The following is a 15,644-nucleotide window of genomic DNA, read 5'->3' on the forward strand; positions in this document are numbered from 1 at the left end:
CTGGGGCGTCTACAGCGGCTACGAACTCTGCGAGAACACCCCCCTGCGCGACGGCAGCGAGGAATACCTCGACAGCGAGAAGTACCAGCTGCGCCAGCGGGACTGGGCCACCGCCGAACGCGAGGGCCGCACCATCACCCCCCTCATCACCCGGCTGAACACGGTCCGGCGGGCGAATCCGGCCCTCCAGCAGCTGCGTGACCTGCACTTCCACCACGCGGACAAGGAGGCGGTGATCGCCTACTCGAAGCGCAGCGGTTCGAACACGGTTCTGGTGGTCGCCAACCTCGACCCTCACCACACCCAGGAGGCCACGGTCTCGTTGGACATGCCGCAACTCGGCCTGGACTGGCACGAGTCGGCGCCGGTGCGCGACGAGCTCACCGGCGAGACCTATCACTGGGGCAGAGCGAACTATGTGCGCCTCCTGCCCGGCGGCGCGCATGTGCTCGTCGTCGGCCGGGAGCCCGGGGGGCGTCCCCGGGATGCGCACGACCAGGCTCTGCGACCGTCCACCCCGCAGATCGGAGGGTCACCCGCCACATGATCGTCAACGAGCCCGTCCCGGACACCTTCGAGGACACCCCCGCGAACGACCGTGATCCCGACTGGTTCAAGCGCGCCGTCTTCTACGAGGTCCTGGTCCGCTCCTTCCAGGACAGCAACGGCGACGGCGTGGGCGACCTCAAGGGCCTGACCGCGAAACTCGACTACCTGCAATGGCTGGGCGTGGACTGCCTGTGGCTGCCGCCCTTCTTCAAGTCTCCGCTGCGCGACGGCGGTTACGACGTCTCGGACTACACCTCCGTGCTCCCCGAGTTCGGGGACCTCGCGGACTTCGTGGAGTTCGTGGACGCCGCCCACCAGCGCGGGATGCGGGTCATCATCGACTTCGTCATGAACCACACGAGTGATCAGCACCCGTGGTTCCAGGAGTCCCGCAAGGACCCCGACGGTCCCTACGGCGACTACTACATGTGGGCCGACGACGACAAGGCCTACCCCGACGCCCGCATCATCTTCGTGGACACCGAGGCGTCCAACTGGACCTTCGACCCGGTCCGCAAGCAGTACTACTTCCACCGCTTCTTCTCCCACCAGCCCGACCTCAACTACGAGAACCCGGCCGTGCAGGAGGAGATCCTCTCCGCGCTGAAGTTCTGGCTCGACCTCGGCATCGACGGCTTCCGCCTCGACGCCGTCCCCTACCTCTACGCCGAGGAGGGCACGAACTGCGAGAACCTGCCCGCGACCCATGAGTTCCTGAAGCGGGTCCGCAAGGAGATCGACGCGCACTACCCGGACACGGTGCTGCTGGCCGAGGCGAACCAGTGGCCGGAGGACGTGGTCGACTACTTCGGCGACTACTCCTCCGGTGGCGACGAGTGCCACATGGCGTTCCACTTCCCCGTCATGCCCCGCATCTTCATGGCGGTGCGCCGCGAGTCCCGCTACCCCGTCTCCGAGATCCTGGCGAAGACCCCGGCGATCCCGTCCGGCTGCCAGTGGGGCATCTTCCTGCGCAACCACGACGAGCTGACCCTGGAGATGGTCACCGACGAGGAACGCGACTACATGTGGGCCGAGTACGCCAAGGACCCCCGCATGCGGGCCAACATCGGCATCCGGCGCAGGCTGGCACCCCTGCTGGACAACGACCGCAACCAGATCGAGCTGTTCACCGCGCTGCTGCTGTCCCTGCCGGGCTCGCCGATCCTGTACTACGGCGACGAGATCGGCATGGGCGACAACATCTGGCTCGGCGACCGCGACGCCGTGCGCACGCCGATGCAGTGGACGCCGGACCGCAACGCCGGTTTCTCGTCGAGCGACCCCGGGCGGCTGTTCCTGCCGACGATCATGGACCCGGTCTACGGCTACCAGGTCACCAACGTCGAGGCGTCGATGTCCTCGCCGTCCTCGCTGCTGCACTGGACCCGGCGCATGATCGAGATCCGCAAGCAGAACCCGGCCTTCGGACTCGGCTCGTACACCGAACTCCAGTCGTCGAACCCGGCGGTGATCGCGTTCCTGCGGGAGTACGAGGACGACCTCGTGCTCTGCGTGAACAACTTCTCGCGGTTCGCGCAGCCCACGGAACTCGATCTCAGTCCGTTCACCGGCCGCCATCCGGTCGAGCTGTTCGGCGGGGTGCGATTCCCGGCCATCGGTGATCTGCCGTACTTGCTGACGCTCGGGGGCCACGGCTTCTACTGGTTCCGGCTGCGCAAGGACGCCGCCTGAGAGCCCGCGCGGGGCGGTTTCCACCGCCCCGCGCGGGGCACGCAGAAGTATCACCCCGACCGTCCGGGGAAAGGACGCGACGTCATGTCGGAAGCCGTCACCCGAAGCACCCTCAGCACTCCGCCCGGCCTCCTCGCGTCACTGGACCCCCTGCTCAGGGACTGGCTGCCACGGCAGCGCTGGTTCGCCGGCAAGGGACGTCCGGTCACGGGCTTCTCGCTGGTCGCGGCGACGGAGCTGCTGCCGCCCGGAGGCAAGCGCGGCCTGTACCACCTTCTGGTGCGCGCCCATCAGCCGCTCACACCGGCGCCGGGGGCGCCCGAACAGCCCGCCGACTGCTACCAGTTGCTCGTCGGGGACCGTGAGGCGCTGCCGCCCCGGCTGGCACCCGCGCTGATCGGGCATGTCACCGAGGGCCCCCTGGCGGGGCGCACCGTGTACGACGCGCTGTACGACCCACGCCCCTGCGAACTCCTGCTGGAGGCCCTGCGCAGCGGGGCGCGCGTCGGCGCCCTGCGCTTCGAGCGGGACCCCGGCGCCGAGATCCGGTCGGGCCTCGTGCCCCGCCTGGTCACCTCGGAGCAGTCCAACTCGTCCGTCGTATACGGCGATACGTTCATCCTGAAGCTGCTGCGCCGGGTCGTTCCCGGCGTCAACCCGGACCTGGAGCTGCCGCTGGCACTGGCCCGCGAGGGCTGCGACCGGGTGCCCGCGCCCACGGCGTGGATGCGGGCGGAGCTGTCGGGTGAGCCGTATGTGCTGGGGGTGCTCCAGCCGTTCGTGCAGGGCGCGGCGGACGGCTGGGACCTGGCACTGCGCGGACTCGCCAAGGGCGAGGAGTTCGCCTCCGCGGCCCGGGCCCTCGGGCGCGCGACCGCCGAGGTGCACATGGCGCTCGCCCGCGCCCTGCCGACGGTCACGCTCGGGCACTCCCAGGTCCGGCAGCAGGTCGAGGGCATGGCCGCACGGCTCGACGCGGCCGCCCAGGCCGTGCCCGCCTTACGGCCGTACGCCCCCGCCCTGCGCTCGGCCTTCGACGCGCTGGCCGATCTCGCCGCCGAGGGGCGCACCTGGACGGCGCAGCGCGTCCACGGCGATCTGCACCTCGGGCAGTGCCTGCGCTCGCCCGCCGGGCAGTGGTGGCTGATCGACTTCGAGGGCGAGCCGTCGAAACCGCTCGCGGAACGGCGGATGCCGCAGCCGCCGGCCCGGGACGTGGCGGGCATGCTGCGCTCCTTCGACTACGCCGCCCACTCCGCCGAGCACCCGGCGCCCGGCTGGGCGGACGCGTGCCGGGCCGCCTACTGCTCCGGGTACGCCGAGGCCGGCGGCGCCGACCCGCGGACCGATCCGGTGCTGCTGCGGGCGTACGAGACCGACAAGGCGATCTACGAGGTCGTCTACGAGGCCCGGCACCGGCCCGACTGGCTGCCGGTGCCGATGGCGGCGATACGCCGCCTCGCCGCCGACGCCCCGCCCGCACCTCCCTCCACCCCCGTGTTCCCCCCTTCGCCGAGGAGGCCCCGCCCGTGACCCCCCGCACCACTCCCTCCAGCGGCCCGGACCCGCAGCACCCGGCCGGGACGCCGACCGAGTCCACGCCGGCCGAGTCCACGCCGGCCGCGAAGAAGGCGACGGCGAAGAAGGCGACGACGGCGAAGAAGGCCGCACCGGCCGGGAAGTCCCGGCCCGCGAAGGCCGTCGAGAAGGCCGTGGAGTCGATGCGGAGGGGGGTGGCGAAGAAGGCCGCACCGGCAGCGTCGGCGGCGAAGAAGACGGCCGCGAAGAAGACGGCCGCGAAGAGGGCTCCGGTCAAGGCGGCCGCGAGGAAGGCGGCCCCGAAGGGGGTGGCGGCGGAGAAGGCCGTGACGAAGAAGGCCGTGGCCAAGAAGGCTCCGGCCCAGGCCGCCGAGACGACCGTGCTGAAGAAGGCCGCCGCGAAGAAGGCCCCGGCCGAGAAGACGGTGGCTGAGAAGACGCTGACGAAGAAGACCGTGGCCAAGAAGACCGTGGCCAAGAAGGCCGTCGCGAAGAAGACCGCTGCCAAGAAGACCGTCGCGAAGAAGGCCGTCGCCAAGAAGGCCGCGACCGAGAAGACCGTCGCCAAGAAGACGGCCACCACCGAAGCCGCCGCCAGGAAGACCGCCGCGAAGCAGACCGTGGCCCGGCAGGCCACCGCGCGGACGCCCGCCAAGGCCGCCGCGGGCAAGGGGGCCGCCCCCACGACCCCGGCGGCCGGGGGCGCGGCCCCCCGGAAGGCCGGGGCCCGGAAGATCCCCGCCCAGCAGGCCGCGCAGAAGAAGATCCCGGCCCAGCAGGCGGCCGAGGGCACGCCCGGACCCGGCTCCCCCGCCGAGCCCCCGGCCCCCGTGACGGTCGCGGGCTCCGCCGCGCTGGACGCCGCCGACCGCGACCGGCTGCTCTCCGGCACGCACCACGACCCGCACTCCGTGCTCGGGGCGCATCCCGTCCCCGGCGGTGTCGCCTTCCGCGCCTTCCGGCCGTTCGCCCTGTCGGTGACGGTCGCCGCCGGTGCCGTACGGGCCGAACTCCACGACGACGGCGACGGGTTCTTCACGGGGCTGCTCCCGCTGCGGGACGTCCCGCAGGACTACCGGCTCCTCGTGGCGTACGAGGGGTCGGTGCACGAGACCGAGGACGCCTACCGCTTCCTGCCCGCGCTCGGCGAGCTCGATCTGCATCTGATCGGCGAGGGCCGGCACGAGGAGCTGTGGAAGGCGCTCGGCGCCCAGCCGATGACCCACCAGGGCGTCACCGGCACCCGCTTCACCGTGTGGGCGCCGAACGCGCGCGGCGTCTCCCTCGCCGGCACCTTCAACTACTGGGACGGCACCGGCTTCCCGCTGCGCTCGCTCGGCGGCACAGGGGTGTGGGAGCTGTTCGTGCCCGGCGTCGGCGAGGGCGAGCTGTACAAGTTCGAGATCACCCGGCCCGACGGGTCGAAGACGCTGCGCGCCGACCCGATGGCCCGCCGCACCGAGGCCCCGCCGAACACGTCGTCCATCGTGTGCGCCTCGGAGTACGAGTGGGGCGACGCGCAGTGGCTGGAGCGGCGTGGCACGCCGGCCCCGCACGAGGCGCCGTTCTCGGTGTACGAGGTCCATCTGGCGTCCTGGCGTCCGGGGCTGACGTACCGGCAGCTCGCCGAGCAGCTGCCCGCCTACGTCAAGGACCTCGGCTTCACGCATGTGGAGCTGATGCCGGTCGCCGAGCATCCGTTCGGGGGCTCGTGGGGCTACCAGGTCACCGGGTTCTACGCGCCCACGGCCCGGCTCGGCACGCCCGACGACTTCAAGTACCTCGTGGACCGGCTGCACCAGGCCGGCATCGGGGTGCTGATGGACTGGGTTCCGGCGCACTTCCCGCGCGACGACTGGGCGCTGGCCGAGTTCGACGGGCGTCCGCTGTACGAGCACGAGGACCCGCTGCGCTCCGCCCACCCCGACTGGGGGACGCTGGAGTTCGACTTCGGTCGGCGCGAGGTGCGCAACTTCCTGGTCGCCAACGCGGTGTACTGGTGCGAGGAGTTCCACATCGACGGGCTGCGCGTGGACGCCGTCGCCTCGATGCTCTACCTGGACTACTCGCGCGAGCCCGGCCAGTGGGTGCCGAACGAGCACGGCGGCCGGGAGAACCTGGACGCGGTGGCGTTCCTGCAGGAGATGAACGCGACCGTGTACCGGCGCAACCCGGGGATCGTCACCATCGCCGAGGAGTCGACCGCCTGGGACGGGGTGACCCGGCCCACGCACGTGACCGGGCCGGGCGGCTTCGGCGGGCTGGGCTTCGGGCTCAAGTGGAACATGGGCTGGATGCACGACTCGCTGGAGTACATGACGAAGGAGCCGGTGCACCGCAGGTACCACCACGACGAGATGACGTTCTCGATGGTGTACGCGTACAGCGAGAACTACGTCCTGCCGATCTCGCACGACGAGGTGGTGCACGGCAAGCGGTCCCTGGTGTCGAAGATGCCCGGGGACTGGTGGCAGCAGCGGGCGAATCTTCGGGCGTATCTGGGCTTCATGTGGGCGCACCCCGGCAAGCAGCTGCTGTTCATGGGCCAGGAGTTCGCGCAGGGCGCGGAGTGGTCGGAGGCACACGGGCCGGACTGGTGGCTGCTGGACCCGGCGTACGGGGCGGAGGCGGACCACCGGGGTGTGCGCGATCTGGTCCGTGACCTGAACACGGTGTACCGGCACACGCCGGCGCTGTGGCAGCGGGACACCGATCCGTCCGGGTTCCGGTGGGTGGTGGGGGACGCGGCCGACGACAACGTGTTCGCGTTCCTGCGGTACGACGCCGAGGGCGCGCCGCTGCTGGCCGTGTCGAACATGTCGCCGGTCGTGCGGGACGAGTACCGGGTGGGGGTGCCGGAGGAGGTGCCGGCGTGGCACGAGGTGGTGAACACGGATGCGGCGCGGTACGGGGGCGGTGACGTGGTCAACCCCGAGCCGGTGAAGCCGGATCCGCAGAGCTGGCACGGGTGCCCGGCGAGCATCCGGCTGACGCTGCCGCCGCTCGCCACCGTCTGGTTGCGTCCGGCTTAGTTCTTCGCCACCGCCGCCCCTACCCTTCCGTCCCCGGGGGCTGCCGCCCCCGGACCCCCGCTTCGGCCCTCGACGGGCCTCGTCCTCAAACGCCGGACGGGCTGGAAATCAGCCCGTCCGGCGTTGCTCAGTTCTCGGCCAGTGCCTTCGGCAGGCGACCCGTGTGCAGGACGCCCAGCCGCTGGGTCGCGCGCGTCAGCGCCACGTACAGGTCGCTCGTGCCGTACAGGGCCGGTTCGACCACCAGGACCGAGTCGAACTCCAGGCCCTTGGCCTGGCGGGGGTCGAGCAGGACGACCGTCCGCGTGAGGTCGGGCTGCTCGCCCGCCGTCACCCCGTCCAGCCGCGCCGCGAGCCTGCGGTGCAGATGGCGGGGTGCGATGACGGCGAGCCGCCCCTCCGCGGGGGTCAGTTCCTTCACCGCCGAGGCCACGGCCTCGGGCAGGTCGTCGGTGGCCCGGACCCACGGGCGCACCCCCGTGGACCGTACGGAACTGGGCGGTTCGAAGTCCGGGTTCTCCGCCCGGACGACGGCCGCCGCCAGCTCCATGATCTCGGCGGGTGTGCGGTAGTTGACGCCCAGCCGGGTGTGCTCCCAGCGGTCCTCGACGTACGGCCGGAGGATGTCCTCCCAGGAGCCGACGCCCGCCGGTTCCGCGGTCTGCGCCGGGTCTCCGACGAGGGTCATCGACCGGGTGGGGACACGCCGCATGAGCAGCCGCCAGGCCATCGGGGACAGCTCCTGCGCCTCGTCGACGATGATGTGCCCGAACGCCCAGGTGCGGTCGGCCGCCGCGCGCTCGGCGGCGCTGCGGTGGTCGTCCTCCTCGTGCCGCTCGGCGAACCGCTCGGCGTCGATGATGTCGTGCGCGGAGAGGACCTCGCTGTCCTCCTCGTCCTTGTCGTCGAACTCGTAGGTCCGGGACGCGTACGACACGTCCAGCACGCCCTGCGCGTAGGCGATCTGCGTCTCGCGCTCGCGTCTCGCCCGGGCCCGGGCGAGACGGTCGTCCTCGCCGAGCAGTTCGGCGGCCTCGTCGAGCAGCGGTACGTCCGCCACGGTCCACGCCCGGGTCACGGGCCGCCGGATCGCGGCCGCGTCCTCGTCGGGGAGGTAGCCGACGGGGTCGGCGAGGAAGTCGGCGACCAGGCGCTGCGGGGTGAGCCGCGGCCAGAGCTGGTCGATGGCCGCCCACACCTCGGGGTTCTCGGCGATCTCGTCGCGGATCTGGGTGATGTCGCTGGGGTCGAGGAGGCTGGTGCCGTCGAAGGGGTCGGTGCCGACCCGCTCGGCGTACAGCTCGGTGAGGGTGTTGAGGATGTGCCCCTCGAAGTGCTCGCGCGCCGCGTTGTGCGGCAGCCGGGCGGCGCGCGTCTTCTCGCGGGCCACCTTCACCAGTCCGTCGTCGAGCATCAGCACCTCGCGGTCGTGCTCGATGGCGATGACCGGGTCGGGCAGCGCCTGCCAGTCGCGGACGACCTCGGCGAGGACGTCGGCCATGTCGGCGCGGCCCTTCACGGCCGCCGCCTCACGGGTGTCTGTCGCGGTCGCCTTCACGCCGGGGAAGAGTTCGCCGACGGTGGCCAGCAGCACCCCGGTCTCGCCGAGGGAGGGCAGGACCTCGCCGATGTAGCCGAGGAAGGCGGGGTTGGGGCCGACGATCAGGACGGCCCGCTTGGCGAGCAGCTCGCGGTGCTCGTAGAGGAGGTAGGCGGCGCGGTGCAGGGCGACGGCGGTCTTGCCGGTGCCGGGGCCGCCCTCGACGACGAGGACGCCGCGGTGCGGGGCCCGGATGATCTCGTCCTGCTCGGCCTGGATGGTCTGCACGATGTCGTGCATCCGGCCGGTGCGGGCGGCGTCGAGGGCGGCGAGCAGGACGGCGTCGCCGGTGGGGTCCTCGTGGCCGGTGCGCTCGCGGTCGCCGAGGTCGAGGATCTCGTCGTGCAGGGCGGTGACGGTCCGCCCCTCGGTGGTGATGTGCCGCCGGCGCCGCAGCCCCATCGGGGTGTGGCCGGTGGCCAGGTAGAAGGGGCGGGCGACGTCGGCCCGCCAGTCGATGAGGATCGGGGTGCGCTCGGTGTCGTCGGCGCGCAGGCCGATCCGGCCGATGTGGTGGGCCGCGCCCGAGGAGAGGTCGATCCGGCCGAAGCACAGGGAGCCGTCCACTGCGTTGAGCGCGGCGAGCAGCCCCGAGCGTTCGGCGACGAGGATGTCCCGCTCCAGGCGGGCCTGCATGGGCTTGTCGCCCTGGGCGAGCGCGTCCGAGACTCCGGCCTCGGTGTCGCCGCGCAGGGCGTCGACGCGTGCGTACAGGCCGTCGATGAATTCCTGCTCGCGTCGCAATTCACCGTCTTGGAATTCGGTGTTTGACAATTCCGCTCCCGCCCGGATATACTGTGCTCACTGAACTTCTCCGCGCCTTCTTCATTCGAAGTCGCGAACCATTCAATATACGCAACGAAATCCCCCGGGCGCAATTGCCTCGGGGGATTTCTGCTGTGCGTGGCGCGGTGGGCGCGGGGTGCTCAGAGCACGTCGGCCAGCTCCTCCAGCAGCCGCCGCTTGGCCCGTGCCCCGACCATCGCCTTCACCGGCTCGCCGGCCCGGAACACGATGAAGGTCGGCATGGACAGCACCTTGTAGGCGTTGGTCGTCAGCGGATTGGTGTCCACGTCGAGCTGGACCACCTTCAGCCGCTCCCCCTCCTCCGCGGCCAGCGCGCCGAGCACCGGCCCCATCTGCCGGCACGGCGGGCACCAGTCGGCGGTGAACTCCACCAGCACCGGCAGCTCCGCCCCGATCACCTCCGCCTCGAAGTCCGCGTCCGTCACCTCGGTCACGCCCGCCACGTCGATCACAGGTCCCGCCCTCCCAGTTCGCACATCGGTGGTTCCTCGCCCTCGGCCAGCGCCAGCCGCAGCCCGATCGTGGCGCGCACGGCCTGGAGCTCGCCGATCAGCACGTCCAGTTCGTCCAGCTTGCGCCGGTACACCGCGAGCGAGGCCGGACAGGTGTCGCCGTCCGGATGCCCGGCCCGCAGGCACTCCACGAACGGCCGGGTCTCCTCCAGGTCGAACCCGAAGTCCTGCAGCGTCCTGATCTGCCGCAGCAACCGGAGATCGCCCTCGTCGTACACCCGGTGCCCGTTGGCGCCGCGCCGTGCGGGCAGCAGCCCGCGCGACTCGTAGTAGCGCAGGGTGCGCGTCGTGGTCCCGGCCCGTGCGGCCAGCTCGCCGATTCGCATGGGTTCGAACGTAGTCCTTGACGCCGACGTCAGGGCAAGGGCCGCACACGGCCGGACGCCCGGCCCCGGTTCAGGCGGGGCCGGGCGTCCGGTGCGAAGGGGCCGGTCAGGGCGGTCACGCCTTCGCGAGCTCCTTCTCGCCGTCCGGTCCCGGGGCCGCGGCCGCCGCGGGCTCGCCCTCGGCGCCGTGGTCGTCGAGCAGGGTCGCCTCGTCGAAGGGGATCTCACCGGCGAGGACCTGGTCGACCCGCTCGCGGTCGATCTCCTTCGTCCAGGTGCCGATGAGCACGGTGGCGACGGCGTTGCCCGCGAAGTTCGTCAGGGCGCGGGCCTCGCTCATGAAGCGGTCGATGCCGACGATCAGGCCGATGCCGTCCACCAGGGCCGGCTTGTGCGACTGCAGACCGCCCGCCAGGGTGGCGAGCCCGGCACCCGTGACACCGGCGGCGCCCTTGGAGGCGACCAGCAGGAACAGCAGCAGCGGGATCTGCTCGCCGATCGACATCGGGGTGCCCATGGCGTCGGCGATGAACAGGGACGCCATGGTCATGTAGATCATGGTGCCGTCGAGGTTGAAGGAGTAGCCGGTCGGGACGGTGATGCCGACGACGGGCTTGCTGACGCCGAGGTGCTCCATCTTGGCGATGAGGCGCGGCAGGGCCGACTCGGAGGACGACGTCGACAGGATCAGCAGGAACTCACGGCCCAGGTACTTGCAGAGCGTGAAGATGTTCAGCCCGGCGACGATCCGCAGCAGCGCGCCGAGCACGAGGAAGACGAACAGGAAGCAGGTCACGTAGAAGCCGAGCATCAGCACGGCGAGGCTCTTGAGCGCGTCCAGTCCGGCGGAGCCGGTGACGGCGGCGATGGCGCCGAAGGCACCGATGGGCGCGGCCCACATCACCATGGCGAGGATGCGGAAGACGAGCCGCTGGATGTGCTGCACCCCGCGCAGGATCGGCTCCCCGGCCGAGCCCATGGCCTGCAGGGCGAAACCGGCGAGCAGCGCGACCAGCAGGGTCTGCAGGACCGACTCGGAGGTGAAGGCGGAGACGATCGTGGTGGGGATGATGCCGAGCAGGAACTCGGTGGTGTCCTTCGCCTCGGCGTCCACCTGCGCCTGGCCGACGTCCTTGACGGCGTCGGTGACCGCGAGGCCGGAGCCGGGCTCCAGGATGTTGCCGACGACGAGCCCGATGGCGAGGGCGACCAGCGACATCACCAGGAAGTAGCCGAGCGCGATACCGCCGACGGCGCCGACCTTGGCGGCCTTCCGCACGGAGCCGATGCCCAGCACGATCGTGCAGAAGATGATCGGCGAGATCATCATCTTGATCAGCGCGACGAAGCCCGTCCCGATGGGCTTCAGCTCCACGGCGAAGTCCGGCGCGGCCAGGCCCACGGCGATGCCGAGGGCCACCGCGATGATCACCGCGATGTAGAGGTAGTGCGTGCGGTCCCGCCTGGCGACGGGTGCGGCAGGTGCCGTATCGGGGGAACTGGCGGCGGCCACGGCTGCCCTCCTTGACGTCTTCGTCGGTGGTCACCGGCGTGCGGCTCACGTCCGGGGTGGGGGTTCGCTGGTGGACGGGCGCGCCCCTGGGGACGGGGGTCGTGTGCAGCGATGCGGCGACTATCTCCCGCCCTGTGAGGGCGGTCACCCTTCCGTTCATTTAGTTCACCGGGAAACGTGCGGGCAGACTGGGCGGCATGCGTATCCCCGTCCCCCGACCGCGCAGCCTGGCAGGGCAGCTGTTCGCCATGCAGGCCGTGCTGATCGCGGTGCTGTTCTCCGGGTACGCGGTCTTCACCTACCTCAGCGACCGCGGCCAGGCCGAGGACGCGGCGGGCCGGCAGGCCGCGGCGGTGGCCCAGTCCATCGCCGACGCCCCGTCGACGCGGGACGCCATCCGCACCGACGACCCGACGGCCGCGCTCCAGCCGTACGCGCTGCGGGTGCAGCGGGACGCCGAGGTCGACTTCGTCACGATCATGGACCCGCGCGGGATCCGCTGGACCCACCCCGACGAGCGGCAGATAGGGCAGCACTTCCGGGGGCACACCGAGCGCGCGCTGCGCGGGGAGCCGTTCACGGAGACCTACACCGGGACGCTCGGCCCGTCGGTACGGGCGGTGGTGCCGATCTACGACGGCGGCACCGGCCGGGAGCACATCGTGGGCCTGGTCAGCGCGGGCATCCGGGTCGAGGAGATCAGCAAGCGGGTGCAGGAGCAGCTGACCGCCCTGATCGGCGGGGCGGCGGGCGCGCTGACGCTGGGCGCGGTCGGCACGTACGTGATCAACGCACGGCTGCGCCGGCACACCCACGGGATGAACGCGGCCGAGCTGAGCCGGATGCACGACTACCATCAGGCCGCCCTGCACGCGGTGCGGGAGGGGCTGCTGATGCTGGACGGGCAGTTCCGGGTGGCGCTGATCAACGACGGGGGCCGGGAGCTGCTGGGGGTGGGTGACGTGGTGGGCCGGTCCGTCGCGGAGCTGGGGCTGCCGGCGCCGCTGACGGGGGCGCTGCTCGCGTCCGAGCCCCGGGTGGACGAGGTGCATCTGACCGCGGAGCGGGTGCTGGTGGTGAACACCTCCCCGGTCTCCGGCGGTGAGCGGCGCGGCACCGTGGTGACGCTGCGCGATGTGACCGAGCTGCAGTCGGTGATGGGCGAGCTGGACTCGGAGCGGGGCTTCACGCAGGCGCTGCGCTCGCAGGCGCACGAGGCGGCGAACCGGCTGCACACGGTGGTGTCGCTGATCGAGCTGGGGCGGGCCGAGGAGGCGGTGGAGTTCGCCACCGCCGAGCTGGAGCTGGCGCAGGCGCTGACGGACCAGGTGGTCGCGGCGGTGAGCGAGCCGGTGCTGGCGGCGCTGCTGCTCGGCAAGACGGCGCAGGCGAACGAGCGGGGCGTGGAACTCGTCGTGTCGGAGGACAGCCGGCTCGACGACGGGCTGCTGAGCGACGCGCTGCCCGCCCGGGACCTGGTGACGGTGCTGGGCAATCTGATCGACAACGCCGTGGACGCGGCGCAGGGAAGTGTGGGGGCGCGGGTGACGGTGACGGCGTACGCCGGGGACGGCGAGCTGGTGCTGCGGGTGACGGACACCGGCACCGGGGTGGACCCCGCCCACGCCGAGGCGGTGTTCCGGCGCGGCTTCTCCACGAAGCCGTCCGGTCCCGGCGGCCGGGGCCTGGGCCTGGCGCTGGTCCGGCAGGTCGTGAACCGGCACCAGGGAGAGCTGTCGGTGACGCGGGCCGAGGACGGCGGGGCCGTCTTCGAGGTGCGGCTCGGCCTGGCGGACGGCGCCGGCGGCGCGGCGCCCGTACCCGCGCAGGGCGGGTCCGCCGAGGACGCGGTGGCCGTGAGAGGTGACGTATGACGGCGGATGCCGCGCAGCCGATCCGGGTGCTGGTGGTGGAGGACGACCCGGTCGCGGCGGACGCGCATGTGATGTACGTCGGCCGGGTGCCGGGGTTCGTCGCGGTCGGCCAGGCGCGCACGGGAGCGGAGGCGCGCCGGGCGCTGGAGCGCACGCCGGTGGATCTGCTGCTGCTGGATCTGCATCTGCCGGATGTCCACGGGCTGCAGCTGGCCCGGTCGCTGCGGGCGGCCGGGCATCACGCGGACGTGATCGCGGTGACGTCGGCCCGGGATCTGGCGGTGGTGCGCGAGGGCGTGTCGCTGGGCGTCGTGCAGTACGTGCTGAAGCCGTTCACCTTCGCGACGCTGCGGGACCGGCTGGTGCGGTACGCGGAGTTCCACGCGGCCGTGGGCGAGGCGAGCGGCCAGGACGAGGTGGACCGGGCGCTCGCCGCGCTGCGGGCACCGGGCCCCGCCGCGCTGCCGAAGGGCCTGAGCGCCCCGACCCTGGAACGGGTGACCGGCGCGGTGCGGGACGCGGACGGGGGGCTGACGGCGGCCGGGGTCGCCGAGGCCGTGGGGATCTCCCGGATCACGGCCCGCCGCTATCTGGAGCACCTGGTGGACGCGGGCCGCGCCGAACGCAGGCCCGTGTACGGGCAGGTGGGGCGGCCGGAGCTGGTGTACCGGTGGGTCCCGGGTCCCAAGGGCCGTTGAGGGCGTCCCCTCACGATCTCCTCAAGCGCTTTCCCCCGCACATGCATTGACCTGACTAGACCACTCCTCTTAGGTTCACCGGGCAGCCGTCCAGCGCCACAACGTCGTGCGCCCGCAGGAGGTCATGCCCGTGCGCCCCACCGCCGCCCTCCCCCCGCTCCTCGCCGCCGCCCTCGCCGCCGCCACGCTCACCGCGTGCGGCGGCGGTTCCGGCAGCGACCCGGACACCGTGAAGGTCTCCTTCAAGCAGTCCACGGACAACTCCGTGAAGGTGATGGACACCTATCTCGCGGACATCAAGAAGCAGTTCGAGAAGGCGAACCCCGGCAAGAAGGTCGAGTTCGTCCCCATCAAGGCCCCGGACTCGGAGTACTACACCAAGCTGCAGCAGATGCTCCGCTCCCCCAAGACCGCTCCCGACCTGGTCTACGAGGACACCTTCCTCATCAACTCGGACATCACCAGCGGGTACTTGAAGCCGCTCGACCCGTATCTCGCGAAGTGGCGGGACTGGGACCAGTTCATCGACACCGCGAAGGCCGCCGCCAAGGGCGAGGACGGCAAGACGTACGGCGTCCCCGACGGCACCGACACCCGGGGCCTGTGGTTCGACAAGGGGATCTTCGCCAAGGCGGGGCTCCCGTCCGACTGGCGGCCGAGGACCTGGGACGACGTCCTCGACGCGGCCCGCACCATCAAGAAGAAGGTCCCCGGCGTCACCCCCCTCAACGTCTACACCGGCAAGCCCGCCGGTGAGGCCGCCACCATGCAGGGCTTCGAGATGCTGCTGTACGGCACCGGCGACGGCGCCTCGGACCCGCTGTACGACAAGGCGTCCAAGAAGTGGATCGCCGGCGGAAAGGGCTTCCGTGACGCCCTCGCGTTCGTGGAGACGGTCTACAAGGAGAAGCTGGGACCGGACGTCTCGGACGCCCTCGACCCCAACTTCGGCACCCGGGTGCGCGGTGAGCTGCTGCCCGAGGGCAGGCTCGGCATCGACCTCGACGGCTCCTGGCTGCCGCAGGACTGGCTGGAGGGCAGCGGCCACGAGTGGCCGGAGTGGTCCGAGAAGCTGGGCCTCGCCCCCATGCCCACGCAGAACGGGCAGGCGCCCGGCAAGGTGAGCATGTCCGGCGGCTGGACGTGGGCGATCCCTGCCAAGGCGGGCAACCCCGACCTCGCCTTCGAGTTCGTGAAGACCATGCAGACCAAGGCGAACGCGCAGAAGTGGTACATCGCCAACTCGGGCATCGCGGTGCGCGAGGACGTCGCCGCCGACCCCGCGTACGTCGACGCGCAGCCCGGCATCAAGTTCTTCACCGACCTGGTGGCCTCCACGCACTACCGGCCCGCCTACCCGGCGTACCCGAAGGTCTCCACCGCGATCCAGGAGGCGATGGAGGGCGTGACGACGGGTGACGTGTCCGTGGAGGACGCGGCGAAGGCGTACGACGAGGAACTGAAGTCGGCGACGGACGGCCAGGTGATCGAGAAGTGAG

The 15,644-nt window shown here is 71.6% G+C and carries 10 protein-coding genes and 1 pseudogene; 7 read left to right on the top strand and 4 right to left on the bottom strand.

Going from position 1 to position 15,644, the window contains the following annotated elements; translation table 11 throughout:
* From ACFV46_RS17350 to glgB, 4 genes and pseudogenes are all read left to right on the top strand, one after another.
* A pseudogene (locus ACFV46_RS17350) lies at window positions 1-547 on the top strand (alpha-1,4-glucan--maltose-1-phosphate maltosyltransferase); the annotation flags it as partial.
* Window positions 544-2,244 carry a maltose alpha-D-glucosyltransferase gene (treS, locus tag ACFV46_RS17355; protein WP_361926238.1) on the top strand — a complete coding sequence of 567 codons (1,701 nt, stop codon included), beginning with the start codon at window positions 544-546 and terminating at the stop codon, window positions 2,242-2,244. The pseudogene ACFV46_RS17350 and the gene treS, both read left to right, overlap by 4 nt.
* An 84-nt stretch (window positions 2,245-2,328) precedes the next feature.
* On the top strand, window positions 2,329-3,777 hold the full coding sequence (locus ACFV46_RS17360; protein WP_376727455.1) for a maltokinase: 1,449 nt from the start codon (window positions 2,329-2,331) through the stop codon (window positions 3,775-3,777).
* Window positions 3,774-6,815, top strand: coding sequence for a 1,4-alpha-glucan branching enzyme (gene glgB, locus ACFV46_RS17365; RefSeq protein WP_385498778.1), 3,042 nt, complete (start codon window positions 3,774-3,776; stop codon window positions 6,813-6,815). The genes ACFV46_RS17360 and glgB overlap by 4 nt, the downstream gene beginning before the upstream one ends.
* Window positions 6,816-6,942: 127 nt before the next feature.
* Here the strand turns inward: glgB and ACFV46_RS17370 are convergent, their stop codons facing one another.
* From ACFV46_RS17370 to ACFV46_RS17385, 4 genes are all read right to left on the bottom strand, one after another.
* Complete coding sequence (locus ACFV46_RS17370) at window positions 6,943-9,159, bottom strand: HelD family protein (protein ID WP_385498780.1); 2,217 nt, start codon at window positions 9,157-9,159, stop codon at window positions 6,943-6,945.
* Window positions 9,160-9,341: 182 nt separating this feature from the next.
* Window positions 9,342-9,674 (bottom strand): thioredoxin domain-containing protein, encoded by a 333-nt coding sequence (locus tag ACFV46_RS17375; RefSeq protein WP_361926229.1) that lies wholly within the window; start codon window positions 9,672-9,674, stop codon window positions 9,342-9,344.
* A complete protein-coding gene (locus ACFV46_RS17380; RefSeq protein WP_361926228.1) occupies window positions 9,671-10,060 on the bottom strand; it encodes a MerR family transcriptional regulator in 390 nt (129 codons plus the stop codon). Before ACFV46_RS17380 ends, ACFV46_RS17375 begins: the two co-directional genes overlap by 4 nt.
* 115 nt (window positions 10,061-10,175) lie before the next feature.
* Window positions 10,176-11,573, bottom strand: coding sequence for a cation:dicarboxylate symporter family transporter (locus ACFV46_RS17385; RefSeq protein ID WP_361926225.1), 1,398 nt, complete (start codon window positions 11,571-11,573; stop codon window positions 10,176-10,178).
* A 197-nt stretch (window positions 11,574-11,770) separates the two neighbouring features.
* On the opposite strand from ACFV46_RS17385, the gene ACFV46_RS17390 reads away from it, so the two are divergent.
* From ACFV46_RS17390 to ACFV46_RS17400, 3 genes are all read left to right on the top strand, one after another.
* A complete protein-coding gene (locus ACFV46_RS17390; RefSeq protein ID WP_385498782.1) occupies window positions 11,771-13,447 on the top strand; it encodes an ATP-binding protein in 1,677 nt (558 codons plus the stop codon).
* Window positions 13,444-14,145, top strand: coding sequence for a response regulator (locus ACFV46_RS17395; RefSeq protein ID WP_361926219.1), 702 nt, complete (start codon window positions 13,444-13,446; stop codon window positions 14,143-14,145). The genes ACFV46_RS17390 and ACFV46_RS17395 overlap by 4 nt, the downstream gene beginning before the upstream one ends.
* 124 nt (window positions 14,146-14,269) lie before the next feature.
* On the top strand, window positions 14,270-15,643 hold the full coding sequence (locus ACFV46_RS17400; RefSeq protein ID WP_385498784.1) for an extracellular solute-binding protein: 1,374 nt from the start codon (window positions 14,270-14,272) through the stop codon (window positions 15,641-15,643).
* Window position 15,644 lies beyond the last annotated feature (1 nt).

This window comes from Streptomyces sp. NPDC059852, from assembly GCF_042731455.1.
Classification (GTDB): Bacteria; Actinomycetota; Actinomycetes; order Streptomycetales; family Streptomycetaceae; genus Streptomyces.